Raw genomic sequence first — 22221 nt, 5'->3', positions numbered from 1 at the left:
TGTGTTTCCTATTTTTAAGACAGTTGTGGTAAGCTTAATCTAGATTATTTAAAAAGAAAGCGGGAATGACAGATGATTGTAACAAACGATCAAGAATTAGAAGGCCTGAAAAAAATCGGAAGAATCGTCGCGCTTGCGCGTGAAGAAATGAAGCGGAAGGCAGAGCCCGGCATGAGCACAAAAGACCTTGACCTTATCGGAAAAGCTGTGCTTGATGAGCATGGCGCCGTTTCAGCTCCTGAGAAGGAATACGATTTTCCAGGCGTGACATGCATCAGCGTAAATGATGAAGTGGCTCACGGCATACCAAGCACATCCAAAATTTTAAAAGCAGGGGACCTTGTCAACATCGACATCTCCGCTGAATTTGGCGGGTTCTATTCCGACACAGGCATCTCATTTGTGCTCGGTGAAGGAGAAGAACGCCTTCATAAGCTTTGCCAATGCGCGGAAAACGCTTTTCAAAAGGGGCTTCAGCAGGCAAAAGCGGGCAAGCGCCAAAACCAGATCGGAAGAGCCGTTTATCATGAAGCACGCTCTCAAGGCTTTACCGTCATCAAAACCCTGACCGGCCACGGAATCGGCCGAAGCCTGCATGAAGCGCCGAACCACATCATGAACTATTATGATCCGTTTGATAACGCACTGTTCAAAAATGGCACAGTCATCGCGCTTGAACCGTTTATTTCAACGAAAGCAGAAACGATTGTTGAAGCTGGAGACGGCTGGACGTTCAAGACGCCGGATAAAAGCATGGTTGCCCAAGTTGAACACACGATCGTCATCACAAAAGATGAACCGATTATCCTGACGAAACTGTAAAACACATTCCGGGCTTCCGGCAGGTTTAACCTCCTCCAATTGCAGGTAAAGCATCATTATTCTGTACGAGGAGGTCTTGCAATGAACAGAGATCAAGAAAAAATCCAAATTGAAAACGAAATGAACGCGATGCATGGCACAATAAAAGAAGACATTTTAAAAGACTTTGAGGAATTTAAAGGCTACCTGAAAAAACAAGTCAACCGAGGCAAAAAGCTGGGATTGGATGACGGCAAGCTTGTAAAAAGCGCTGCGATCCTGGGAGACTACCTCGCAAAGCATGAAGAGCCGCAAAACGGTGAAGAAATGCTGCTGCAAGAGCTTTGGAGCGTTGCAGACGAAGATGAGAAAGAACATTTGGCACAGCTTCTGGTCAAATTGGTTGATAAACAATAAAACATGAGCCGGGCGATATGCGCCCGGCTTTCTTGATATTGTCACAGCCCGGCTCTTTCAGATATGCTACACTACTATTATGTCTGTGAAAGGAGCCTTTATCTGCATGTGGTTTATTATTTTCGGCATCATTTTTTTCATTGAAGGCATCATTATGACCGTTTATGGCATTAAGAAAAAAAACGGGATGCTCACATATATCGGCATTGTTTTCGCCATTATGACATTTGGCGTTGTCATGATCAAACTAACCGGCCATTAAATCATATTCGGCTTTTGCTCCGCATATACATACAGAAGAACATTCGCACATCTAGTTCGAAAGGCTCAGTTTTCCCCGCATCTCTTTTCAGCATCTTTTTATAGATGTTACAATGCCAATCGTTTCGAAATCAGATAGGGAAAGGAGTTTTCTGACATGCATTACGGCAGTAAAGGCTGGTATGTGGCAGAACTAAAAAAGCAGGGGATCACGCACCATGAGGGAAGAAAGCTTCAAAGCTATAAAACCTATTTTCTTGCCAACCTGCTTGAAACAAAGAAAAAACAATCTTAAATATGGCAAAGCCGCGCACGTTGATATGCGCGGCTTTTTTCTATTCAACCGGCAGCAGCCTGTCCTTTTTTTTCATAAAGGACGCTCTCCAGCTTTCCGATAGTGCAGCCTCACTTAAAATCCGTTCAATGGCGGTGAGATTTTTTGCATCATGGTAGTTGATGCGGTTGGCGAACTGGACGGATATGCCCTTCTCTCCTCTGGACAGCAATTCAAGGTTCGCGACGGGAGACACCCTGCCCTCCTCCAGCACGCGAAAATAAAACCCTGTATAGCCGGTTTGCTGGACCTTCAGCACCATTTCTTTTACACCAAACTTTTTCGCCAGCTTTACACACGGCTGGCGCGGCTGGCTGACCTGAACAACAGCTTCATCAAGCCTGAACACATCCCCGATGCAAACATTCTCCTCAGTCAGGCCCGCGACCGTCAGATTTTCTCCAAATGCGGCATTTGACAGCGGTCTTGAGAGGAACTCTTCCCAAAACGGATAATGCTCCGCCGGGTAGACACAGACAGCCTTATCAGGTCCGCCGTGGTTGACGAGGTCCGCCTGTCCGTCTCCTTCAAAATTCTCCCGATACAGCATGACGGCTGATTCAGCCGGCCGCTTCATGATGCCGGTTTCGATTTTCTTTCCGTCATATTCAAGCGTCTGCGGTTTTCCCAGATTAAGAGAAAGAACTGAATAGCGCTCTGGTTTCATACAAACACATCCCCTTTACAGGTTGTAAAATGATTGATTATCATAAAAAGAAAAGGTGGTTTTTACATGCTTCAATACCGAATCATTGTAAACGGCCGGGTTCAAGGTGTGGGCTTTCGCTATTTTGTTCAAATGGAAGCTGATAAGCGAAAACTGGCCGGCTGGGTCAAAAACCGTGATGACGGGCGTGTCGAGATTTTGGCAGAGGGTCCGGAAAACGCCCTGCAATCGTTTGTTGAGGCTGTAAAGAACGGAAGCCCTTTCTCAAAGGTTACCGACATCTCTGTGACTGAATCCCGCAGTCTTGAAGGCCATCATCGCTTTTCTATTGTTTACTCATAAGGCTTATCTTGATAAAAATAGTTCGGCTTAACGATTGAGTTATCATAGGATCGGTGGAAGATATGAGTGGCAGCGGGTGAAATTGGCGGAATCAGCCACGTCCAGTCTCCCGTCAGCTTTCTGCCCGCTTCTTCCTCCTGTTCTTCAAACCGTTTAAACTGGCTTGCCGCTGTATGATGATCAACGATGCTGACACCCTGCTTTTTGTACGAGTGCAGCACAGCTTTATTCAATTCAACTAGCGCTTGATCCTTCCATAAATCCGTATTGTAATCAGCGGCGATGCCGATCACGGACGCTACTTTTTTCAGCTTGTCGTACCGCTTTTCATCTGCGAGGTTTCTCGCTCCGATCTCCGTGCCCATATACCAGCCGTTAAATGGCGCGGCATTATAATGAATGCCCCCGACCTCAAGCTTCATATCAGAGATGATAGGCACGCCGTACCACTTCAGCTCCAAATCAGAAAACGCCTCGATGTCCGGATGTATGATTGGAACCTCGATCACAAGTGAACGCGGCAGCTCATACCAGACAGGCTGTTCGTCGCCTTTCATGCGAAAAATGAGCGGCAGCAGGTCAAAATCCGTTCGCTCTCCGCGCCAGCCGAGCTCTTCGCAGGCTGCTGTCAGGGAACAGGAAGCCGGGTCGCCGATTCTTTCTCCGTCTGACTCATATCCAGCGTACCGGATCAGCTGATGATTCCAGATCTCGACTTGCTTTTCACCCTTCTCTTCCGGAGGGAAAATCGTAATGGTCGGTCTGATTTTCCCGTTATTGGTGGCGGTTTCAATATGGTGAAAGAGGGCGTCACGCACTTCCTCCTTCGTCCGGACGTCTCGTCTGTCAATAACATTCAGCGAATTCCAGAACAATCTGCCGATGCAGCGGTTGCTGTTTCTCCAAGCCATTTTCGCTCCGTGCTCCAGCTCTTCCTTCGTATGTACATAGCTTCCGGTCAGGTCAATTTCGCTTTTAATGTCCTCGAGACGGTCTTTCACTTCCTCCTCCTTTCCCAATTCCTGATAGCATGCGGCAATAAACGCTTTCGCTTCGTTCCAGAGTATTTCTTTTTCTTCCAACAAACTCTCCCCTTCACATCACTTCATGCTTTTCATTGTATCGTTTTTAAGCGGCAAGACAAATGATTTTTCTGCAACTTCCTGGAAAACAATAAAAAACACCCGCGTGGTGCGGGTGTCAAATAGACGATAACCGATTTGCCAATTCAGTTAATTCACTTCGAAAGTTTTTGCCGGTCATCGGTATGCCGTGCCCTGTCAATAACGCTTCCGGTTCAAGACCGGCCAGCTTCAGAATGGACTCCGCGGCCGTCTCTGTGTCAGGCGTGAAATAAGCCGGCGGACCGTGAAGCTCCTGTTTTTGTATCAAGACGTCAGCCATTTTCTCCTGTTCCACTGTAATAACAGCATCACCTGCCACAAGCACGCGGCCGTCATCGCGGAATAACGAAATATGGCCCGGCGTGTGTCCTGGTGTCGCGATCCACATCCACTCGTCAAGAAAAGGAACTGAACCGTCTTCCGGCAGTGCCTGGACATGTGAGGAAATATCGATGGAGTGCCGCGGAAACAGCGGCGACAGCTTGGCGACCAGCCCGCTCTTGCTGTCAGGACGAGCCGGAGGATAATCCTCTTTACCTGTTACATAAGGCATTTCCCGAGAATGGACATAAACAGGCACATCCCAATGCTCAAGGATCTCTTCGATTGCCCCAATATGGTCAAAGTGCCCGTGTGTGAGGATAATCGCCTTCAGCTGAAACCCTTCACCGAATCTTTGTTTGGCTTCATTGACAATCATGCCGGCTGATTGAGGCATGCCGGCATCAATTAAAACAAATGAGTGAGGTTCAGAAGGCAGCTGAATAAAATAGACATTCGCAATTTGCACAGTCAGGCCGTGCACCCCTTTTGCCGCTTCGAACCCCGTTCCGCTTCTGACTGAAGTCAGCGGCATATAAGGATCACTCATAATGACACCTCCGGAATGTTGTATGCCGTTAGTGTGTGTCATTACGCCTGAATTATCATACGGAAATAGAGATCGCACCGATGAATAGAGCGATAGCCGTCATGACGATCACTGCGAGAACCGCCCATTTCAATGCGAATTTTTGATGGTCATCAATAGAAACTCCGACGAGTCCGACAAGCAAATGAGTGGATGGCACAAGCGGACTCAGCATATGAATCGGCTGGCCGATAATAGAGGCTCTGGCAATTTCCACTTTATCCACACCGTATGCGACAGCTGTTTCTGATAAAATCGGCAGCACCCCGTAGAAATACGCGTCATTCGGCATCAAGAATGTGAAAATGCCGCTTGTTAAGGCAACAATCGCCGGGATCAATCCGCCCATTTGTTCCGGTATCATGGACACGAGCGAGATCGCCATTTCATCAACCATTTTCGTGCCTGTCAAAATCCCCGTGAACACCCCCGCGGCAAAAATCATTGAACCGATAGCCAGCACGTTGCTGGAATGCGCCGCGATGCGCTGTCTCTGATGCTCGAGATTGGGATAATTCACAATCAGCGCAATACAAAACGCAATGACAAACAGTACGGTTAAACTGACTTTACCCGATACTAAACATACTATTAAAGAAAGCGTTAACAATAAATTGAACCACCAAAGCTTCGGCCGCTTCCACTCATCTTCAACCGCAGCAGCCGGTTCATTGGCATTGGCTGGCTGTTTCAGTTCAATCACACCAAGGCGCTTTCGTTCCGCTTTTCCAAGCACATACGCAACTGCCACCATACAAAGCATCCCGCTTGCAATGACAGGAATCATCGGCCCTGTAAGCTCAGCTGGATCAACCCCCAGCGCACTCGCCGCCCTCGGCGTCGCACCACCCCATGGAATCGTGTTCATGATTCCCATGCCGACTCCCGCGATTCCTGCCAAGATAATTGGCCGGATGCCTAGCAGCAAATAGAGCGGAAGCATGGCGCTTGTCGTAATCATGTACGTTGTCGAGCCATCTCCGTCCAAGGCGACGAGCATTGTAAGGACCGCTGTCCCGACAACAATTTTTAAAGGGTCTCCTTTGACCATGCTTAAAATTTTGCCAACCATTGGATCAAACAGGCCTGTATCAATCATAATTCCAAAATATAAGATCGCAAACATAATCATGACCGCAGTCGGCGCGACTTGCTGAATCCCCGAAATCATCATGTCCCCAACTTCAGTAAATCCAAATCCGGCGATAAGCGCAAACACAATCGGCGTCAAAACTAATGCTGTTAAAACAGAAAGCCGTTTTGTCATGATCAATGCCATAAACACAAGCATCATGAGAAAGCCTAAGATTGCTAACACATCCATTCCCCCTTAAATGAATCCGCTTACATTTTTTCTCCCTTACTCCCCTTTTTGTCTTGCCTTTTTGCCATCGTATGGGAAAACCAACCGCAAGTAAATAATTTGGTTTTTTTGTATTTTTAATTTTTTAAAACCGTTTTGTTCTTTTTGATCATTTTTCGGCATGAAAAAATCCCGGGATGCCGGGATCTTAATTTCCTGTCATGATGCTTTGATAAAAAGCAGATTGCTCTTCTAAAAACCGTTTCGTTTCCCTGCTGTTTAAATAAAAGCTTTCCCAGTCCTGTTCGTTTATTTTCCGCTTCCATTCAGGTGAAGAGGTGACCTTCTTTAGCGCTTGATCCCAGTAAGAAATCTCTTCCTCAGACATATTTTTCGGGCCCAAAATCCCTCTCCAATGAGAAAAAACAAACGGGATTCCCTGCTCCTTCCACGTCGGTACATTTGGAAAACCGGGAAGTCTTTTATCAGATGTTACAGCGGCTAACGTGATATCGCCGTTTCGTTCATATGGTTTCGCTTCAGAAAGTGTCATGGAAGCTGCTTCTATCTCATGTCTGATCAGCGCCTGAATGAGCTGTTCACTGCTGTCATACTGTGAGAATTGAATGTCAAACGGGTCAATGCCGTACATATCTGCCGCTCTGACGAACGAGAGCTGATCATCATTGCCAAACCCCGGGGCAAAGCCGATTCTCACCTTGCCGGGATGCATGTTGATCTCATTCAGCACATCCTTGCCATTTGTTAACGCTGATCCTTTTGGCAATGCAACCGTCTGCCATTCCTTGGAGAGAATGGCGAGCGGCGTAAAATCGGCCATTTTTAATTTGCTTTGCCCGAGAAGATCATTGCTCAATATTAAGCTGGACGTCATGCTGATGGTTTGTTTGCTGCTTTTGTTGACATATTTCCAGCCTTTCTCTCCCCCGCCGCCGGATTTATAGACGATATGAACATCACCCTTCACGATCTGCTTCTGCCTCAAAATAGATTGGATCGCCTGCGCTGTGACATCCCAGCCGCCAGAAGGTTCGGCGGGGACGACAATTTCTATCGGCCCGTCCGGCAGGCGCGGCGCAGCCGCCTGCCTGATATCACTCTGCATAAAGATCAATAGAAAAATCAATAATATTATAGATTTTTTCATATCTAATCCGCCGCCAAATAATATTTTCTCTCCGGCCTGCCGATAATCCCGTATTCAAGCTCGGCTCTTGCTTCTTCCTTTGACACAAGGTACTCGGCATAACGGCGGGCAGTTGTTCGTGACGCCCCCATTTTTTCTCCAAGTTCCTCCGCTGTCAATCCTTCTGACGCAGTCTGAAGCGCTTCCTTAATTTTTCGCAGTGTAATCGAATTAATGCCAGTCGGCAAATCCTCTGCCGGCAAAGCTGTCTTCACACCGTTCCCAAAAATATGGTCGATCATGGATTGGCTGACCTCCGGCTGAGACATGAGCAGCTTTCTTTTTTCTTTATACTGAAGCAGCACCTGCCTGAACTTGTCAGCCGTTACGGGTTTGATCAAATAGTGGGCAATTCCTGCCCTTAGCGCTTCCTGCAAATGCCGGGTTTCTGTTGCCGCTGTGATAATCATAATGTCCACTTCAGGAAATCGGCTTCGTATATCAGGAATCAATGCGGTCCCAAGCTCGTCCGGCATATAAATATCCAGCAGAAGCAAATCAGCCTTGTGTTCCTTCAAAAGCGCCAATGTCTCTTTTGCGTTAGCCGCCTTGCCGATAATCTTGAATCCATCAAGCTGTTTAATCAATCTCTCATGGATTTGCGCAACTCGAAAATCATCCTCCGCAATCGCGATGTGAATCAAATGGATTCCCCCTTTGTTTCTCCTTCGGTATAAACACAGTGAATACCGCCCCGCCAGTTTTTTGATTCGCCAGTTCGATCCAGCCGCCCAGTTCACGCACTGAGTCTTTCACATTGGCCAGACCGTAGCCTCTCCTCATCCCCTTTGAAGAATAGCCTCTCTCAAACACAGCTTCTATTTTCTCTGGCGGCACACCGGGCCCTGTGTCTGATACTTCAATGACAATGTCATGGCCCATATCCGTGATAAAAAACAAAACTTCCTTCACGCTTTGCTCCGCTACAGCTTCGAAAGCGTTATCAATTAAATTGCCAATAATCGTAATAAGATGGGACAAGCCAATATGTGCAGGAAGAGGCGCGAGTGAGCTGTTCTCATCAATCACCAGCTTGACCTTCTTTTCCGATGCCTTGCTTATTTTCCCTAACAAAATGGCCTGCACCTGCTGCGAATGGATGTTATGGAATAAAAGATCATGCTGTTCATTTTGTATCGCATATTCCTCTTTTATCAGATCAATGGCTTCATCATACTCCCCAAGTTCAAGCAGCCCTAAAATCGCATAAAGCTTATTTGAAAATTCATGAGTCTGCGCCCTGAGATCCTCAGAATATTTGCGAACCTCTGTCAATGTGTCGATCAGCTTCTTCAGCTCTGTTTTCTCCCTGAAGCTGACGACAATCCCATACGCCTGCCCGCCTTGATTCATCACTTTCGTATTGATAATAAACACTTGATCGTTGACGCTTACCTCCTGGTTCGGCAGCATTTCTCCTTTTTCAAGCACAGACATCAGCCCTGCTCCCGGCATGACGTCATCTATAGGAAGATGGATCACAGGCTCGGGCAGCTTCAGCATCTCGGCCGCCGATACGTTCATCATGGTGACGACGCCTTCACGATTGGTGGCAATAATCCCTTCTCGAATCGCGAAAAGCATTGCGTTCCTCTCACGATATAGAGCCGCGATCTCATGCGGTTCAAGCCCAAGCGTATCCTTTCTGATGCTTTTCGCCAGCACGGCGGCGCCAATAAATCCGAGCAGCAGTACAAGCACAGCAATCACACTCAAATTTTTCAAATGCTTTTTGATGCTTTGCTCTGTCTCCGTTTGCAGAAAATCAACAGATACGCTGCCGATCACTTGGCTGTATCCCTTCTGTTCTTTTATAATCGGCGCGCTCCCTCTGATCACTCTTCGTCCATCCGCTTTTGTTTCAGAAACATGCGAACCGCCAAACAAAATTTCTCTGCTGCGCTCCAGTTTCTTTAATCCGCTTTTTCTAGAGGCGCTGCGAATGTCTCCTTTTTCGTCCAAAACATAAATGGCAAACGCGCCAGTCTGTTCTTTCATTTGTTCAATGACCTCTTGCGTCTGAGCCGCATGTCCGTCTTTTCTCTCAATGAGCTCTTTAACCGGCGGCATATAGGAAATGGTTCTCGCCGTTTGAACCGCCAGCTGCTCTGCCTGTCTCCGTTCTCCCTGTGTATGCTGAACGGCTAACGTAATGGTCAGCACACCAATGACAAAGACCAGCAGAGCCGCAATCAGCCCCATTATTTTTGTTTGCAGGGAAAAATGGAACCGCTTTTTCACCACAGCACCAGCCGTCCTTTCTACCTAGATCATACCATTTTTCACAGGAAATTTTCTCATTTTTCAAAATCCGTTTTCTTGCGAAGGAGTGAAAATAAAAAAAAGGCAGACCGCGTCTGCCTTTTTCTTTCTACCATATTCCTAGTACTTTCCACCATAATCCGCCGATCACAAGCCATACGATGATATGAACAATCGACAGGATAAATCCGATGGACCACCATTTGCCTTGCGGGATGTAGCCTGCTCCGAAGAAGACCGGAGCCGCTCCAGAACCGTAGTGAGTCGTTGACCCGAACAGGTTACTGATGAACGCGAGGCTCAGCGCTGCTAAAAGCGGCGGTGCGCCCGCAGCCACGACGACAGCCAAAAATGCTGAATACATCGCACTGATGTGGGCTGTCGCACTTGCAAAGAAATAGTGAGAGTAATAATACACAACAATTAAAATGATGAATGCCACAATCCAAGAGAACCCTGATACGGATGATTTCATGGCATTACTGAACCAAGACACCATGCCTAATTCATTCAAGAAGTTGGCGAGCATGACAAGCGCCGCAAACCAAGTGAGCGTATCCCAAGCGCCCTGTTCTTTCTTGATATCATCCCAAGTCAGAACTTGTGATAATAAGAGAACGGCCAAACCGATCAATGCGGTTGTGGTTGCGTCGATGTTGAAGCTGCCGCCAAAAATCCACAGCACAAGCACCAAAAGAAACACGATAACCATGGAAAGCTCCGATTTTTTGAACGGTCCCATTTCTTTCAGTTTTTCTGTTGCGATTTTCGCCGCATCCGGTGTTTCTTTGATTTCCGGCGGATACAGTTTGTAAATCACAAGCGGCGTGATGATTAAGCTTACAAGTCCCGGTACAATCGCGGCAATTGCCCAGCTTGTCCATGTTAAGTCCACCCCTGCGACATCATGGGCCAGCTTGGCAATCAGCGGGTTCGCCGCCATCGCTGTCAGGAACATAGCAGATGTGATCAGATTCCCCTGAAAACCGGTTTTTAATAAGAATGCACCGATTTTTCTCTCTGTTCCATTTGCCGGGCTTGATCCGAATGTTTCGGATAATGATCTGATAATAGGAAATATAATGCCTCCTGCACGCGCCGTATTACTTGGAATAGCAGGTGAAAGTATTAAATCACTGAATAGCAGTGAATAAGAAAGTCCAAGGGTTTTTTTCCCGAATTTCTGAACGAATACATACGAAATTCTCGCACCGAGCCCGGTTTTGATAAATCCTCGGGAAATAAAGAATGCGATAACGATAAGCCAAATGGTCTTATTCCCGAATCCGCTTAATGTATCCTCAATTGATAGTGTTCCAGTTAGTGCAGTAACCGCCAATGCAAAAATTGCAATTGCACCCATTGGCAAGGGCTTGGAGATAAAGCCGATAATTGTTGCGACAAAAATCGCAAACAAATGCCAAGCTTTAGGTTCAAGTCCGGACGGAGCGGGAATAAACCAGATGATTAGTCCCACAGCGACAGTAATAAGCAATGGAACAAGCTTTACTGCTGACTGTTTTCCTGCGTCTTTTTCTGAAGCCATAAATAGGTCTCCTCCTATATACTTGTTTTCCGATCCCCTTTCCCATTCTACTCCTTAACTAAGTTAATAAACATTTTAATTAATTAAAAAACACAAAGGTTAGCACCCTTTGTGTTTTTCACTTTCTTAATTTAATTTACCCGCACCCGCTTGATTTATAACATTTGATTTTACATTAGCAGAAGCATCAATCGCCCCATGCAGAGACGGCGTCCAGCCGACAGAAGAGCTCAGCCCGTTTGCAGCCGATGCGTTGATCTGTGTGCCGTTCAGCAACGTGCCGGAGTCATATAAAGCCGTTCCCCCGCTGAATACGCTGATCGTTTTAGCAGCTGACAGTCCCGGTACGTCAATGACATTGTTTTGGGCATAGATTTTAGATGACTTTCCGATTCCCCATGCATAGCTGAAAGGATAACTTGAAGAGCTTGTGCTTCCTTCATAATAATTGTTGTATACGTGCACTTGCCCGAAGCGGACTCTCGGCGCGCGCTGGACAATATTTTTATAGCGGTTATGATGCAGCGTAATTTTTAATTTGCCGTCATCGGAGGTTTTGCTGTCACTTGATCCGAAAATGGAGCTTTTATCATGATCGTGATAATAGTTGTAGGACATCGTGATATAGTTAGCACCGTTGGAAGCATCCGTTTGGCCGTCATGGTGCTGATATTCTCTTCCATAATATTTCGGTGATGTGCTGTCCGGACGCGAACCGTCATTAAATGTACAGTGATCAATCCAGATGTGTGTGCCGCCGTTTATCGTGATGTTGTCGTATTGTGAGTTCCAGTTCCCTGAGCTTCCGTCAGTCGGATCCCATTGCGGAAAATAGTCATAGGCATCCTGGAATTCAATGTTGCGGATAATGACGTTATCACTCTTGATTTGGAAGTTTCCGCCCACGACTTTAGCGTTAGTCCCTGAACCGACGATCGTCGTGTTTGCCGGAATATCCACCATGACCCGTGCTTTTTGGTTTTTCTGAGAGCGTGCTCTCGCTTCTTCTTGTGTTCCCGACGGCTCTTTTTTGCCCCATGTGCTAGGATCATAGGCTTTCAAATATTTGTCCAAATCATACTCCGGATCTTTATAGTCATTTAGACCAAGCGGCTTCAGATTTTCATCCACGTTCATGTCAATCGTTCCCTTGATATAAATGATTTTTGGCGTTGTGTTCGTTTCCTTCCCTAATGCCGAGACAAGCTGGTTTCTGTTGCTGACGGTATACACATTTGAGGAGGATGCTTTTGATCCGCCTGTCGTGCCGGTCGAGTACGCGCCCCAGCCATCATTGGATCCCAACGTCTGGTGGCCTAAATCAGCTGCGTTCGCGCCAGCTGGAGTCAATCCTAAAAACAGAGCCGTAGCTAACACCACTTTTTTCATCCACTATGTACCCCCATTTTCTATTTTGTGAGATTTTATTCCAATTTATCACAAAAATATAATAGCAAATTGAGGGACATGCAGAACCGAAAATGTTCCGCTATCCTATTGCGGCATTCTGCAAAATCCCACCGCAAAGACCGCAAAAAAACCAAAAGGCCGACATTGGCCTTTTGGTTTTTTCCTTGCTTTATGCCCAAGCTTTCACTTTTTCGTTATCTGTCACAAAGAGAAGCACTTTTCCTTCATCTAAGCGTTTTTCAAATTGAGCGGCTTCATCTTCAGAAAAACCGATTTCGTGAATTTTATTGCGGAGCTCGTCTCCTTTTTTATTGAAGATATTTCCCACCGCGTGCTTGAAACCTGTTTCTTTGGCTCCGATCGTATTGGCATTCGTGTTGTCTGCCAGGCGTTCCGTTCTGTCATCGTCGTGAGCTAAGACGTATACATCCTCTTTCGCAACACCCATTTTCTGTAATTCCTCTACATCCTTCATGAGCTGTTCGTCATTTGTATACTCTTTTACAACTGGTTTCATGTCGATATTCCTCCTTCATGTTTTCTATATTTCTTTCATACCCGATCGTCTGTACCTGAAACAGATTCCAGAACATTGAATAGAAAAACAGGAAGAATGGTAGTAGCTATTTATTTTCCGTCCATGGTAAAGTGATAGGAACAGGACCATTTTCAGAAAAGTCAAAATTAAAGAGAAGCCGCTGCACGGAGCACACGACCATGAAATGCTGCCTTTATTCCGTACGAGCAGGAGGTATGTCTAATGCAATATTTTTCACCAGAACAGCAATACAATGCTTGGATTGTGAGTGATTTAGTCAAACAGATTTTCCATAAGCGTGCCGGATGTTCACCAGGAATTCACGAGCTTGCGGTTTTTGCCGAGGAACATTTTCATATCGATATCGACTTTGTTTTCTCGATTATCATGAATATCGGCGACATTGAATTTGCACTAACAGATGAAATAGAAAAGAAATTGTCCGGTTATCTCAGCACTCTCCTTCCTTATGTCACTGCTGATATGTTCGAAACCTCTAAAGCCAACGCCCATGCGTTTTTGTCTCGAAGACACGGTAACGCTGCATACCACTTATTTGTGTCTGATGATGCTTTCATGAGAAAGCAGTAAAAAACGCAGCTTTCTTTACTAAAAAAATATTGACATGATAAGCCATGCTATTATAGTGTTACATGTGATAATGATTCTCATTACTAAATCTGAAAAAAGGAAGAATGACATGCGCACCTATTCTAACAAGTTGATTGCCATCATGAGTGTTTTATTGCTCGCCTGCCTCATTATATCCGGCTGTTCATCAAGCCAGAATAACAACGGAAGCGGCGAAAGCAAGTCTAAGGATTCCAGAGTGATCCATGACGAAGAAGGAAAAACGACAGTAAGCGGCACACCTAAGCGGGTGGTTGTGCTTGAGCTTTCATTCTTGGATGCCGTTCACAATCTCGGCATTACGCCGGTGGGCATCGCCGATGACAACAAAAAAGATATGATTAAAAAGCTTGTCGGCAGCTCCATTGATTACACATCTGTAGGCACACGCAGCGAACCCAATCTTGAGGTCATCAGTTCCTTGAAGCCTGATTTAATCATCGCTGACGCTGAGCGCCATAAAAACATTTATAAACAGCTGAAAAAAATCGCCCCGACGATTGAATTAAAAAGCCGTGAAGCGACATATGACGAAACGATCGACAGCTTTACGACCATTGCTAAAGCATTAAATAAAGAAGATGAAGGAAAAGAAAAGCTTGCCGAGCACAAAAAAGTCATCAACGATCTAAAAGCCGAACTTCCGAAAGATGAAAACCGCAACATCGTTCTCGGCGTTGCAAGAGCGGATTCCTTCCAGCTTCATACATCATCATCCTATGACGGAGAAATCTTTATAATGCTAGGCTTTACACACGCTGTGAAGTCAGATAACGCCTATCAAGAGGTCAGCCTCGAGCAATTGAGCAAAATCGATCCTGATATTTTGTTCATCTCAGCCAACGAAGGCAAAACCATTGTAGATGAGTGGAAAACGAACCCGCTCTGGAAAAATCTCAAAGCGGTGAAAAATGGACAAGTCTATGATGCGGACCGTGACACTTGGACAAGATTCAGAGGCATCAAGTCTAGTGAAACAAGCGCCAAAGATGTGCTTAAAAAAGTGTATAATAAATAGGACAAATGAGAAGCGAGGGGAAATCCTTGCTTCTTCGTTTTTGCAACCAGACGCAGTAAGGAAGTGAGACTGTTGTATCATTCAGCCAAACGGCGCTCATCATCAAGACTGATGATGTTTATCATTGCACTGATTATTTTTATATTTGGGCTTGGGCTGAATCTTTCAGTAGGAGCCTCAGACATCGGCATCATAGATTCATTGAAATATCTTTTTGTATGGGACGGTTCAAAGGAACAGCTCATCATCTCTACTCTTCGCCTTCCCCGCACATTAATCGGCGTTTTTGTCGGCGCCAGCCTAGCTGTAGCAGGGGCGCTGATGCAGGCTATGACCAGAAACCCTCTGGCTTCACCCCAAATTTTCGGTGTGAATGCGGGTGCATCGCTTTTTGTCGTTGCTTCTCTCGTCATTCTGCCGGCATCGCCCTATTCATCTGTTATATTCGCTTTTGCGGGTGCGGCAGCAGGCGGCGCGATTGTGTATATGATTGCCTCATCCGGCGGAATGACACCTGTCAAGCTGGCGCTGTCAGGAATGGCCGTGCACTTGTTCCTCTCCTCTATGACACAGGCCATCATTATTTTAAATGAGTCAGGTGAGGATGTTCTGTACTGGATGACAGGCGCAATCGACGGCAGCAACTGGCAGGACGTCATAACCATCGCTCCTTTTTCTGTCATTGGCATCGGGCTTGCCCTCGTATTTTCCGGTTCTGTTTCTGTTCTCGGTCTCGGAGACGAAACAGCAAAAGGGCTTGGACAAAATATGAACGGCATCAGGATTCTGATCAGTTTGATTATTTTAATCCTTTCCGGCGCTTCCGTAGCCGTCGCCGGGCCGATTGGCTTTGTCGGGCTGCTCGTCCCGCATATTGTCCGCAAGCTGATCGGAGAACATTATCAATACGTGCTTCCGTTTTCGGCACTGTTCGGTGCCATTTTGCTGGTGTACGCAGATGTTCTGGCCAGATGGATTGCATTTCCTTATGAATCACCGGTCGGCATTGTCACCGCGATTATCGGAACGCCGTTTTTCTTATATTTGGCAAGGAAAGGGCGGCATCTGAAATGAAGAAAACAACCAGAAAACAAAAACGCCCCTTGCTGGCGATACTCATATTGGCCGTGATTTTAATCGTTCTGTCCGTCATCAGCATTGGAATCGGTGCATTATACATTTCACCTGATGCGGTAGTGACGAATCTGCTGGGACTGGATCATTCCTTTGAATTTATCATCCAGCAATATCGTCTGCCCCGCATTATATTAGCGATTTTGGCCGGTGCTGGGCTTGCCGCTGCCGGAGCGATTTTACAGGGTGTGATCCGAAATCCGCTCGCTTCCCCGGACGTTGTCGGCATTTCAAAAGGCTCCGGACTTGCAGCGATGGCTGTGATTCTCATCTTTCCTGAGTCGCCGGTATACGTGCTTCCGTTCTCCGCATTTGCCGGAGCCGCCATTATTGCTGTACTATTATTAATGATAGCCCGAAAAAAGAGCATTCAGCCCTCTTCACTGGCTTTATCAGGCATTGCTTTAGGCGCGGTCTGCCACGCCGGAATGCAATATATGATGGTCAAGTTTCCGGGCGACGTGAATGCTGCACTCATTTGGCTGACAGGAAGCCTTTGGGGAAGAAACTGGGAAGAAGTCAAGCTGCTTGCGCCATGGCTTTTGATTCTTTTTCCGATCGTCTGCATACTCATACCGAAGCTGGATCTTATGTCACTCGGGGATGAGCTTGCACAGGGTCTCGGAGAAAACGCAAACCGGCTGAGATTCATCCTGATTTTCACCGCGGTGGCGCTGGCGGGAAGCTGTGTAGCCGTCGTCGGCTCAATCGGTTTTATCGGCTTGCTTGCTCCGCATATCGCCAGACGGCTTACCGGAGAAAAAGCTAAATATTTACTGCCTGCATCGGCATTGATTGGTGCTATTATATTATTAATTGCAGATACGTTAGGGCGCGGCATCATGCCTCCGGTTGAAATACCTGCCGGAATACTGACAGCCGTGATCGGCGCGCCTTATTTCTTATATTTATTGAAATTCGAAGCGAGGAAACAGTAGGGAGAGGATACCATGGGAAAACTGGCTGCAGACCAGCTCACTCTTTCATATGACAGTACAGTGATTATTGACGGAGTCGACTTAAAGATAGAAGAAGGAAAAATCACTGCGCTCATCGGCGCTAATGGCTGCGGTAAATCAACAATCCTCAAATCGCTCGCCAGGCTGATGGCCCCGAAAAGCGGTACAGTGCTACTAGAAGGAAAAGACATCCACCGCCAGCCATCAAAAGAAGTCGCAAAAAAACTGGCCATTCTTCCACAATCTCCTCAGGCTCCTGAAGGATTGACGGTAGAGGAATTATGCTATTTTGGCAGACATCCTCACAAAAAGCTGTTATCCAAGCATACCCAAGAGGATCATGATATGGTAGAGTGGGCACTGGAAGCAACGGGCATGATTGAACTGAAGGATCGGACACTTGATGCCCTCTCAGGCGGCCAAAGACAAAGAGCCTGGATTTCCATGGCACTTGCGCAAGGCACTGATTTGCTTTTGCTTGATGAGCCGACCACGTATTTAGACATCTCACACCAGATTGAAGTGCTTGAACTGCTGAAAAAGCTGAACCGCGACCATGGCCGCACCGTTGTCATGGTGCTCCATGATTTAAACCAAGCCGCTCAATATGCTGACTATCTGATCAGTGTGCTGGACGGAAAAATCTACAATGCCGGAACACCGGAAGATGTGTTCACCCAGCCATTTTTCCGTGAAGTCTTCGGCTTGGAATGCTGCATCATGAGAAGCCCGATCGACCAGAAGCCAATGTGCCTGCCGACGGGACTGTGCCCGAAATTACGGGCGAAATGAAAAGGAGAGGAGCCCCCTCTCCTTTTTTGTATGCCAGCTTACCTTTTGTATTTCCTCTCCTGTCCATGTTACAGTGGTGTCAACCAAGTGATAGGAGGATGAAAATGACAGCATCTCAGCAGCAAATTCAATTAGCAAGACGTCCACAAGGTATTCCTGTTCATGAAGACTTTCGCTTTGAAACCATTCCGGTTCCTGAACCCCAGCAAGGGGAAGTGCTTGTCAAAACGCTTTATGTTTCGGTTGACCCCTATATGCGCGGCCGTATGCAGGATACGAAGTCATATGTTAAGCCGTTCGCCTTGGATGAAGCGCTTTCTGGCGGGGTTATCGGTGAAGTTGTGTCTGACGGGAATCATCTGAAAAAAGGCGATATCGTCATCGGAAATCTCAGCTGGCAGGAATTTTCCGCTGTGAGCGAGTCTGCCTTGCGAAAAATTGATACAAGCCTTGCTCCCGCTTCGGCCTATCTCGGCATTTTGGGAATGACCGGCTTAACAGCATACTTCGGATTGCTGGACATCGGACGCCCGAAGGAAGGCGAAACCGTGGTTGTCTCCGGAGCTGCCGGAGCCGTCGGTTCAACAGTCGGGCAAATTGCCAAAATCAAAGGCGCGCGAGTTGTCGGTATCGCGGGTTCTGATGAAAAAATCGACTATTTAAAACAGGAGCTTCAGTTTGACGAAGCCATCAATTACAAAACAGCGGATGATATCCAAAAAGCGCTTCAAAACGCTTGTCCTGACGGTGTCGATGTGTATTTTGACAATGTCGGCGGACCGATTTCAGACGCGGTGATGAATCTGCTCAATGAATTTGCCCGCATTCCGGTGTGCGGCGCCATTTCTTCCTATAACGCAGAAAGCGAAGCAGATGACATGGGTCCTCGTGTCCAATCAAAACTCATTAAAACGAAGTCGCTGATGCAAGGCTTTATCGTAAGCGACTACTCCGATCGTTTTTCTGAGGGAGCAAAACAGCTGGCCGAATGGCTGAAGGCTGGTAAACTCCATTACGAGGAAACCATCACAGAAGGCTTCGAAAACATTCCTGACGCGTTTCTCGGTTTATTTAAGGGAGAAAATAAAGGGAAACAGCTGATCAAGGTCAAGTGATCCGAGCTGAATGAAGATGAAAACGGGAGGGCTTTTTGCCCTCCTTTTGTGTTTCGATGAGATCAGCTGCGAAGAATCAGCGTAAGAAAACCATCTTCATCAGGTTCCGTATCTTCCAAAGTGAATCCTGCTGCTTGAAAGCAAGCTAAACTGATTCGATTGTCTTCTTCAATGCATGCCACCCATTCCCGCACGCTAGTAAAATCAGGTTCGGTCATCAGCTTTTGCAATATCCGTTTTCCGTACCCTTGAAGCCGGTACAAAGGATTGACGATCAATCCAATATATGTCCGCTTCTCCCCGAACTCAATAACGACCATCCCTGCCGGCAGCTGTCCATCATACGCCATGATGACAGTATCGTGTTTATCTTTATTTACTCGTGCATACCACTCATCTAATGGCAGCATCCCATCCATTCTCCGTCTGGTATCCTCATTCTCAAACCAGTGTTCAAGGATTTTCAGCTCTGGCTCCTGCATTACTTGAAACCTGTCTATTGAAGCCATTTTCCCACCTCCGCGCAAAATCTTTTTCTATTATTTTACAACAAAAAAAGGGCTTTTCGCCCTTCTTTTTATTTCGTCTTCAGTTTTCCGCCTGCATACACAGCTTCACTCAGTTCAACACCAAGCTTCTTCGCCATTTTTTTCAGCTTTGATTCCTCCAATTTCGTCACAAGACTCAGCACGTTGCCTTCTTTTCCGGCCCGGCCTGTTCGTCCTGATCTGTGGACATAGCCATCTTCATCAGGAATATCAGCATGAATCACGTATGGCAGGTTTTCAATGTCTAAACCGCGTGCGGCAATGTCAGTCGCCAATAAAAGAGGAAACTCTCCGTCTTCGAATGTGGCAATGATTTTCGCTCGCTCCATTTTTTTCGCTTCACTGTGCAAAACGCCGAGTTCAACGTGGTGATATGCCAGTTTTTCCGCATATACACTCAGGTTGCCAATGTCTCTCACAAATACGAGTGCCTGCATGCCTTCAAGCCTTGACAGCTTTTGCAGCAGCTTCACTTTGTCGCGCTGGTCGCAAATCAGGTATTGATGCTTCACTTTCCCTGCCTCCGCCTTGCTTCGCTGCACCTTCAACACCTCAGGCTCTTGCGCCAATTCGCGGAGCACGTCCTCTGTTTCCTTTTTGAGCGTGGCAGAAAAACATAGAAGCTGGCGGTCTCTTAATGTTGTTTTAATGATTTGCTTCATCGTTTCGCGATGCTCCGGCAGGACGAGCTGATCCGTTTCATCAAGCACGATCGTTTTCACTTCATGCATTTTGAGTTTCTTCGCTTTAATCAGTTCAAACACCCTGCCTGGCGTGCCGACGATGATATGCGGATGTTTCTTCAGCTTTTCGACCTGTTTCTTCACATTCGCCCCGCCGATTAAGGAAGCCGCGCGCAGCTCTGAGCCCGCTTTCCAATCCTGAATCACCTGAAAAATCTGCATGACCAGCTCACGGGAAGGCGCTAAAATCACCGCCTGCGGATGCTTTTGCTCTGGTTTGATCCGCTCCAAGACCGGCAGCGCATACGCCAGCGTCTTCCCTGTGCCTGTCGGCGATTCTGCAATGACATCCTTTCCGTCCATGATCAGCTGGGCTGCCTGCTCCTGAACAGGGGTTGGCTTTTGAAAGCCGGAAGCATTCCAATTCTCTTGTATAAATGATTGTGCATTATGTAAAAATGGCCAAGTTTGCGTCATTTTGTTCTCCTCAATTCCTGAAATCTATTCCATAGTATCTCAAAACCTCGCCCGGAACGCAATTTTTCTTTTTCTTTCCTATACCTTTCAACATTCCGAATCCTCCTTTATAATCAAAAGGGTGAATATTACACGCCGATTGTGCGTGTTTGATAACGATAGAGGTGTAAACATGAGTATTTTATCTGTAAAGGATTTAAGCCACGGTTTCGGGGACCGGGCCATTTTTAATAACGTTTCCTTCCGCCTGTTAAAAGGCGAGCACGTCGGCTTGATCGGCGCAAACGGTGAAGGAAAATCAACCTTCATGAATATTATTACCGGAAAGCTTGAACCTGATGAGGGAAAAGTCGAATGGTCAAAAAATGTCCGTGTCGGATACCTTGATCAGCATACCGTGCTGGAAAAAGGAAAATCCATTCGCGACGTCCTGAAAGACGCATTCCATTATTTATTTGCGATGGAAGAGGAAATGAACGAGATTTACAACAAAATGGGCGAGGCTGATCCCGACGAGCTCGAGAAGCTGCTTGAAGAAGTCGGCGTCATTCAAGACGCGCTGACAAACAATGATTTTTATGTCATTGATTCCAAGGTGGAAGAAATCGCCCGCGGTCTCGGTTTGAGCGATATCGGTTTAGAGCGAGATGTCACCGATTTGAGCGGCGGACAGCGCACAAAGGTCCTTCTCGCTAAGCTTCTCCTTGAAAAGCCGGAAATTCTGCTTCTCGATGAGCCGACCAACTATCTTGATGAACAGCATATTGAATGGCTGAAACGCTACCTGCAGGAATACGAGAACGCGTTCATCCTGATTTCCCACGATATTCCGTTCTTGAATAGTGTCATCAACCTGATTTATCACGTTGAAAATCAAGAGCTGACACGTTATGTCGGCGACTACCATCAGTTTATGGAAGTCTACGAGGTGAAAAAACAGCAGCTTGAAGCGGCCTACAAAAAGCAGCAGCAGGAAGTCGCGGAGCTGAAGGATTTCGTCGCCCGCAACAAAGCGCGTGTCAGCACGAGAAACATGGCGATGTCCCGCCAAAAGAAACTCGATAAGATGGATATGATCGAGCTTGCGGCAGAAAAGCCAAAGCCGGAATTCCACTTTAAGCCGGCGAGAACGTCAGGCAAGCTGATTTTTGAAACGAAGGATCTCGTGATCGGTTACGATTCCCCGCTGTCCCGTCCGCTCAACCTCCGCATGGAGCGCGGCCAAAAAATCGCCCTTTACGGCGCGAATGGGATCGGAAAAACGACATTGCTGAAAAGTTTGCTTGGTGAAATCCAGCCGCTCGAAGGCTCTGTTGAACGCGGTGAGCACATCTATACCGGCTATTTCGAGCAAGAGGTCAAGGAAACAAACAACAATACGTGCATCGAAGAAGTATGGAGCGAATTCCCTTCTTATACGCAGTATGAAATCCGTGCCGCTCTGGCAAAATGCGGGCTGACGACAAAGCATATCGAAAGCCGCGTCTCCGTATTAAGCGGAGGCGAAAAAGCGAAAGTCAGATTGTGCAAGCTAATCAACTCAGAAACAAACCTGCTGGTGCTCGATGAGCCGACAAACCACTTGGATGCCGATGCCAAGGAAGAGCTCAAGCGCGCCCTGAAAGAATATAAAGGCTCCATTCTGCTCATTTCCCACGAGCCAGACTTTTATATGGATATTGCGACAGAAACGTGGAACTGCGAGTCTTGGACGACGAAAGTGCTTTAATTTATAAAAAAACC

Annotated in this window: 25 protein-coding genes; 12 read left to right on the top strand and 13 right to left on the bottom strand. The window is 46.7% G+C overall.

From position 1 onward, the window contains the following. The first annotated feature begins 72 nt into the window (after positions 1–72). The 4 genes from map to NSQ12_RS04140 all read left to right on the top strand — a co-directional run bounded on the left by map (position 73) and on the right by NSQ12_RS04140 (position 1774). The gene (map, locus tag NSQ12_RS04155; protein WP_003233698.1) at positions 73–822 is read left to right on the top strand and encodes a type I methionyl aminopeptidase; all 750 of its coding nucleotides are present in this window, start codon (positions 73–75) and stop codon (positions 820–822) included. A gap of 81 nt (positions 823–903) precedes the next feature. Continuing rightward, positions 904–1218: a DUF3243 domain-containing protein gene (locus NSQ12_RS04150; protein ID WP_003242951.1), complete on the top strand. Its 315-nt coding sequence runs from the start codon at positions 904–906 to the stop codon at positions 1216–1218. Between the two features lie 106 nt (positions 1219–1324). Next, positions 1325–1480, top strand: coding sequence for a hypothetical protein (locus NSQ12_RS04145; RefSeq protein ID WP_032679057.1), 156 nt, complete (start codon positions 1325–1327; stop codon positions 1478–1480). A gap of 156 nt (positions 1481–1636) precedes the next feature. Further along, positions 1637–1774 (top strand): YflJ family protein, encoded by a 138-nt coding sequence (locus NSQ12_RS04140; RefSeq protein ID WP_003239885.1) that lies wholly within the window; start codon positions 1637–1639, stop codon positions 1772–1774. Positions 1775–1814: 40 nt separating this feature from the next. Here the strand turns inward: NSQ12_RS04140 and NSQ12_RS04135 are convergent, their stop codons facing one another. Further along, a complete protein-coding gene (locus NSQ12_RS04135) occupies positions 1815–2480 on the bottom strand; it encodes an MOSC domain-containing protein (protein WP_339175988.1) in 666 nt (221 codons plus the stop codon). A gap of 66 nt (positions 2481–2546) precedes the next feature. Between NSQ12_RS04135 and NSQ12_RS04130 the strand changes: the two genes are divergently transcribed. Beyond that, the gene (locus tag NSQ12_RS04130) at positions 2547–2822 is read left to right on the top strand and encodes an acylphosphatase (RefSeq protein WP_003233709.1); all 276 of its coding nucleotides are present in this window, start codon (positions 2547–2549) and stop codon (positions 2820–2822) included. Here NSQ12_RS04130 and nosA read toward each other — a convergent pair. From nosA to NSQ12_RS04080, 10 genes are all read right to left on the bottom strand, one after another. After that, positions 2813–3904 (bottom strand): nitric oxide synthase, encoded by a 1092-nt coding sequence (gene nosA / locus NSQ12_RS04125; protein ID WP_044052598.1) that lies wholly within the window; start codon positions 3902–3904, stop codon positions 2813–2815. The two genes, NSQ12_RS04130 and nosA, sit on opposite strands and share 10 nt — an antisense overlap. 118 nt (positions 3905–4022) lie before the next feature. Beyond that, a complete protein-coding gene (locus NSQ12_RS04120; protein ID WP_144453930.1) occupies positions 4023–4817 on the bottom strand; it encodes an MBL fold metallo-hydrolase in 795 nt (264 codons plus the stop codon). A gap of 55 nt (positions 4818–4872) precedes the next feature. Then, positions 4873–6174 carry a citrate transporter CitM gene (gene citM, locus NSQ12_RS04115; protein WP_339175984.1) on the bottom strand — a complete coding sequence of 434 codons (1302 nt, stop codon included), beginning with the start codon at positions 6172–6174 and terminating at the stop codon, positions 4873–4875. Between the two features lie 42 nt (positions 6175–6216). Then, positions 6217–6342: a hypothetical protein gene (locus NSQ12_RS04110; protein WP_268548357.1), complete on the bottom strand. Its 126-nt coding sequence runs from the start codon at positions 6340–6342 to the stop codon at positions 6217–6219. Positions 6343–6367: 25 nt separating this feature from the next. Next, a complete protein-coding gene (locus tag NSQ12_RS04105) occupies positions 6368–7327 on the bottom strand; it encodes a tripartite tricarboxylate transporter substrate binding protein (protein ID WP_339175981.1) in 960 nt (319 codons plus the stop codon). Positions 7328–7329: 2 nt separating this feature from the next. Further along, the gene (gene citT, locus NSQ12_RS04100) at positions 7330–8010 is read right to left on the bottom strand and encodes a two-component response regulator CitT (protein ID WP_003242754.1); all 681 of its coding nucleotides are present in this window, start codon (positions 8008–8010) and stop codon (positions 7330–7332) included. Beyond that, positions 7982–9610: a two-component sensor histidine kinase CitS gene (gene yflR, locus NSQ12_RS04095; RefSeq protein WP_339175979.1), complete on the bottom strand. Its 1629-nt coding sequence runs from the start codon at positions 9608–9610 to the stop codon at positions 7982–7984. The genes citT and yflR overlap by 29 nt, the downstream gene beginning before the upstream one ends. Positions 9611–9737: 127 nt before the next feature. Beyond that, positions 9738–11174 (bottom strand): anion permease, encoded by a 1437-nt coding sequence (locus NSQ12_RS04090; RefSeq protein ID WP_003233725.1) that lies wholly within the window; start codon positions 11172–11174, stop codon positions 9738–9740. A gap of 126 nt (positions 11175–11300) precedes the next feature. Further along, positions 11301–12563 (bottom strand): pectate lyase, encoded by a 1263-nt coding sequence (locus NSQ12_RS04085; protein WP_339175977.1) that lies wholly within the window; start codon positions 12561–12563, stop codon positions 11301–11303. 190 nt (positions 12564–12753) lie between these two features. Beyond that, the gene (locus tag NSQ12_RS04080) at positions 12754–13101 is read right to left on the bottom strand and encodes a general stress protein (RefSeq protein ID WP_003233729.1); all 348 of its coding nucleotides are present in this window, start codon (positions 13099–13101) and stop codon (positions 12754–12756) included. A 243-nt stretch (positions 13102–13344) separates the two neighbouring features. Between NSQ12_RS04080 and NSQ12_RS04075 the strand changes: the two genes are divergently transcribed. The 6 genes from NSQ12_RS04075 to NSQ12_RS04050 all read left to right on the top strand — a co-directional run bounded on the left by NSQ12_RS04075 (position 13345) and on the right by NSQ12_RS04050 (position 18770). Next, positions 13345–13713 carry a YfmB family protein gene (locus NSQ12_RS04075; RefSeq protein WP_003233730.1) on the top strand — a complete coding sequence of 123 codons (369 nt, stop codon included), beginning with the start codon at positions 13345–13347 and terminating at the stop codon, positions 13711–13713. Positions 13714–13822: 109 nt separating this feature from the next. Further along, positions 13823–14770: a Fe(3+)-citrate ABC transporter substrate-binding protein YfmC gene (yfmC, locus tag NSQ12_RS04070; RefSeq protein WP_339175975.1), complete on the top strand. Its 948-nt coding sequence runs from the start codon at positions 13823–13825 to the stop codon at positions 14768–14770. A gap of 72 nt (positions 14771–14842) precedes the next feature. Continuing rightward, positions 14843–15844: a Fe(3+) dicitrate ABC transporter permease FecD gene (gene fecD, locus NSQ12_RS04065; RefSeq protein ID WP_015482945.1), complete on the top strand. Its 1002-nt coding sequence runs from the start codon at positions 14843–14845 to the stop codon at positions 15842–15844. Next, complete coding sequence (gene yfmE / locus NSQ12_RS04060) at positions 15841–16842, top strand: Fe(3+)-citrate ABC transporter permease YfmE (RefSeq protein WP_003243506.1); 1002 nt, start codon at positions 15841–15843, stop codon at positions 16840–16842. Before fecD ends, yfmE begins: the two co-directional genes overlap by 4 nt. A gap of 12 nt (positions 16843–16854) precedes the next feature. Next, complete coding sequence (yfmF, locus tag NSQ12_RS04055; RefSeq protein WP_003233737.1) at positions 16855–17655, top strand: Fe(3+)-citrate ABC transporter ATP-binding protein YfmF; 801 nt, start codon at positions 16855–16857, stop codon at positions 17653–17655. A 104-nt stretch (positions 17656–17759) separates the two neighbouring features. Next, positions 17760–18770, top strand: a complete 1011-nt coding sequence (locus NSQ12_RS04050) for an NADP-dependent oxidoreductase (protein ID WP_339175973.1) — start codon at positions 17760–17762, stop codon at positions 18768–18770. Positions 18771–18832: 62 nt separating this feature from the next. On the opposite strand, the gene NSQ12_RS04045 is transcribed toward NSQ12_RS04050, so the two are convergent. Both NSQ12_RS04045 and NSQ12_RS04040 read right to left on the bottom strand, forming a co-directional pair. Beyond that, on the bottom strand, positions 18833–19279 hold the full coding sequence (locus NSQ12_RS04045) for a GNAT family N-acetyltransferase (protein WP_160243281.1): 447 nt from the start codon (positions 19277–19279) through the stop codon (positions 18833–18835). A 68-nt stretch (positions 19280–19347) separates the two neighbouring features. Further along, positions 19348–20478, bottom strand: a complete 1131-nt coding sequence (locus NSQ12_RS04040; protein ID WP_003233750.1) for a DEAD/DEAH box helicase — start codon at positions 20476–20478, stop codon at positions 19348–19350. A 172-nt stretch (positions 20479–20650) separates the two neighbouring features. Here NSQ12_RS04040 and NSQ12_RS04035 point away from each other — a divergent pair, with 172 nt between their 5' ends. Next, complete coding sequence (locus NSQ12_RS04035; RefSeq protein WP_003233752.1) at positions 20651–22207, top strand: ABC-F family ATP-binding cassette domain-containing protein; 1557 nt, start codon at positions 20651–20653, stop codon at positions 22205–22207. Positions 22208–22221 lie beyond the last annotated feature (14 nt).

This window comes from Bacillus sp. PS95 (assembly GCF_037963565.1).
GTDB lineage: Bacteria > Bacillota > Bacilli > Bacillales > Bacillaceae > Bacillus > Bacillus subtilis.
Note: the sequence above shows the minus strand (reverse complement) of the source record. Positions and strands in the feature narration are given on the sequence as shown.

Coding starts and splice junctions, on each gene's coding strand:
- NSQ12_RS04110 (WP_268548357.1), bottom strand. CDS start 6,342: ATGCCGAAAAATGATCAAAAAGAACAAAACGGTTTTAAAAAATTAAAA.
- yfmC (WP_339175975.1), top strand. CDS start 13,823: ATGCGCACCTATTCTAACAAGTTGATTGCCATCATGAGTGTTTTATTG.
- NSQ12_RS04120 (WP_144453930.1), bottom strand. CDS start 4,817: ATGAGTGATCCTTATATGCCGCTGACTTCAGTCAGAAGCGGAACGGGG.
- yfmE (WP_003243506.1), top strand. CDS start 15,841: ATGAAGAAAACAACCAGAAAACAAAAACGCCCCTTGCTGGCGATACTC.
- NSQ12_RS04080 (WP_003233729.1), bottom strand. CDS start 13,101: ATGAAACCAGTTGTAAAAGAGTATACAAATGACGAACAGCTCATGAAG.
- NSQ12_RS04130 (WP_003233709.1), top strand. CDS start 2,547: ATGCTTCAATACCGAATCATTGTAAACGGCCGGGTTCAAGGTGTGGGC.
- NSQ12_RS04045 (WP_160243281.1), bottom strand. CDS start 19,279: ATGGCTTCAATAGACAGGTTTCAAGTAATGCAGGAGCCAGAGCTGAAA.
- NSQ12_RS04040 (WP_003233750.1), bottom strand. CDS start 20,478: ATGACGCAAACTTGGCCATTTTTACATAATGCACAATCATTTATACAA.
- NSQ12_RS04140 (WP_003239885.1), top strand. CDS start 1,637: ATGCATTACGGCAGTAAAGGCTGGTATGTGGCAGAACTAAAAAAGCAG.
- NSQ12_RS04090 (WP_003233725.1), bottom strand. CDS start 11,174: ATGGCTTCAGAAAAAGACGCAGGAAAACAGTCAGCAGTAAAGCTTGTT.
- NSQ12_RS04145 (WP_032679057.1), top strand. CDS start 1,325: ATGTGGTTTATTATTTTCGGCATCATTTTTTTCATTGAAGGCATCATT.
- NSQ12_RS04085 (WP_339175977.1), bottom strand. CDS start 12,563: ATGAAAAAAGTGGTGTTAGCTACGGCTCTGTTTTTAGGATTGACTCCA.
- NSQ12_RS04050 (WP_339175973.1), top strand. CDS start 17,760: ATGACAGCATCTCAGCAGCAAATTCAATTAGCAAGACGTCCACAAGGT.
- NSQ12_RS04150 (WP_003242951.1), top strand. CDS start 904: ATGAACAGAGATCAAGAAAAAATCCAAATTGAAAACGAAATGAACGCG.
- map (WP_003233698.1), top strand. CDS start 73: ATGATTGTAACAAACGATCAAGAATTAGAAGGCCTGAAAAAAATCGGA.
- NSQ12_RS04075 (WP_003233730.1), top strand. CDS start 13,345: ATGCAATATTTTTCACCAGAACAGCAATACAATGCTTGGATTGTGAGT.
- NSQ12_RS04135 (WP_339175988.1), bottom strand. CDS start 2,480: ATGAAACCAGAGCGCTATTCAGTTCTTTCTCTTAATCTGGGAAAACCG.
- NSQ12_RS04105 (WP_339175981.1), bottom strand. CDS start 7,327: ATGAAAAAATCTATAATATTATTGATTTTTCTATTGATCTTTATGCAG.
- yfmF (WP_003233737.1), top strand. CDS start 16,855: ATGGGAAAACTGGCTGCAGACCAGCTCACTCTTTCATATGACAGTACA.
- NSQ12_RS04035 (WP_003233752.1), top strand. CDS start 20,651: ATGAGTATTTTATCTGTAAAGGATTTAAGCCACGGTTTCGGGGACCGG.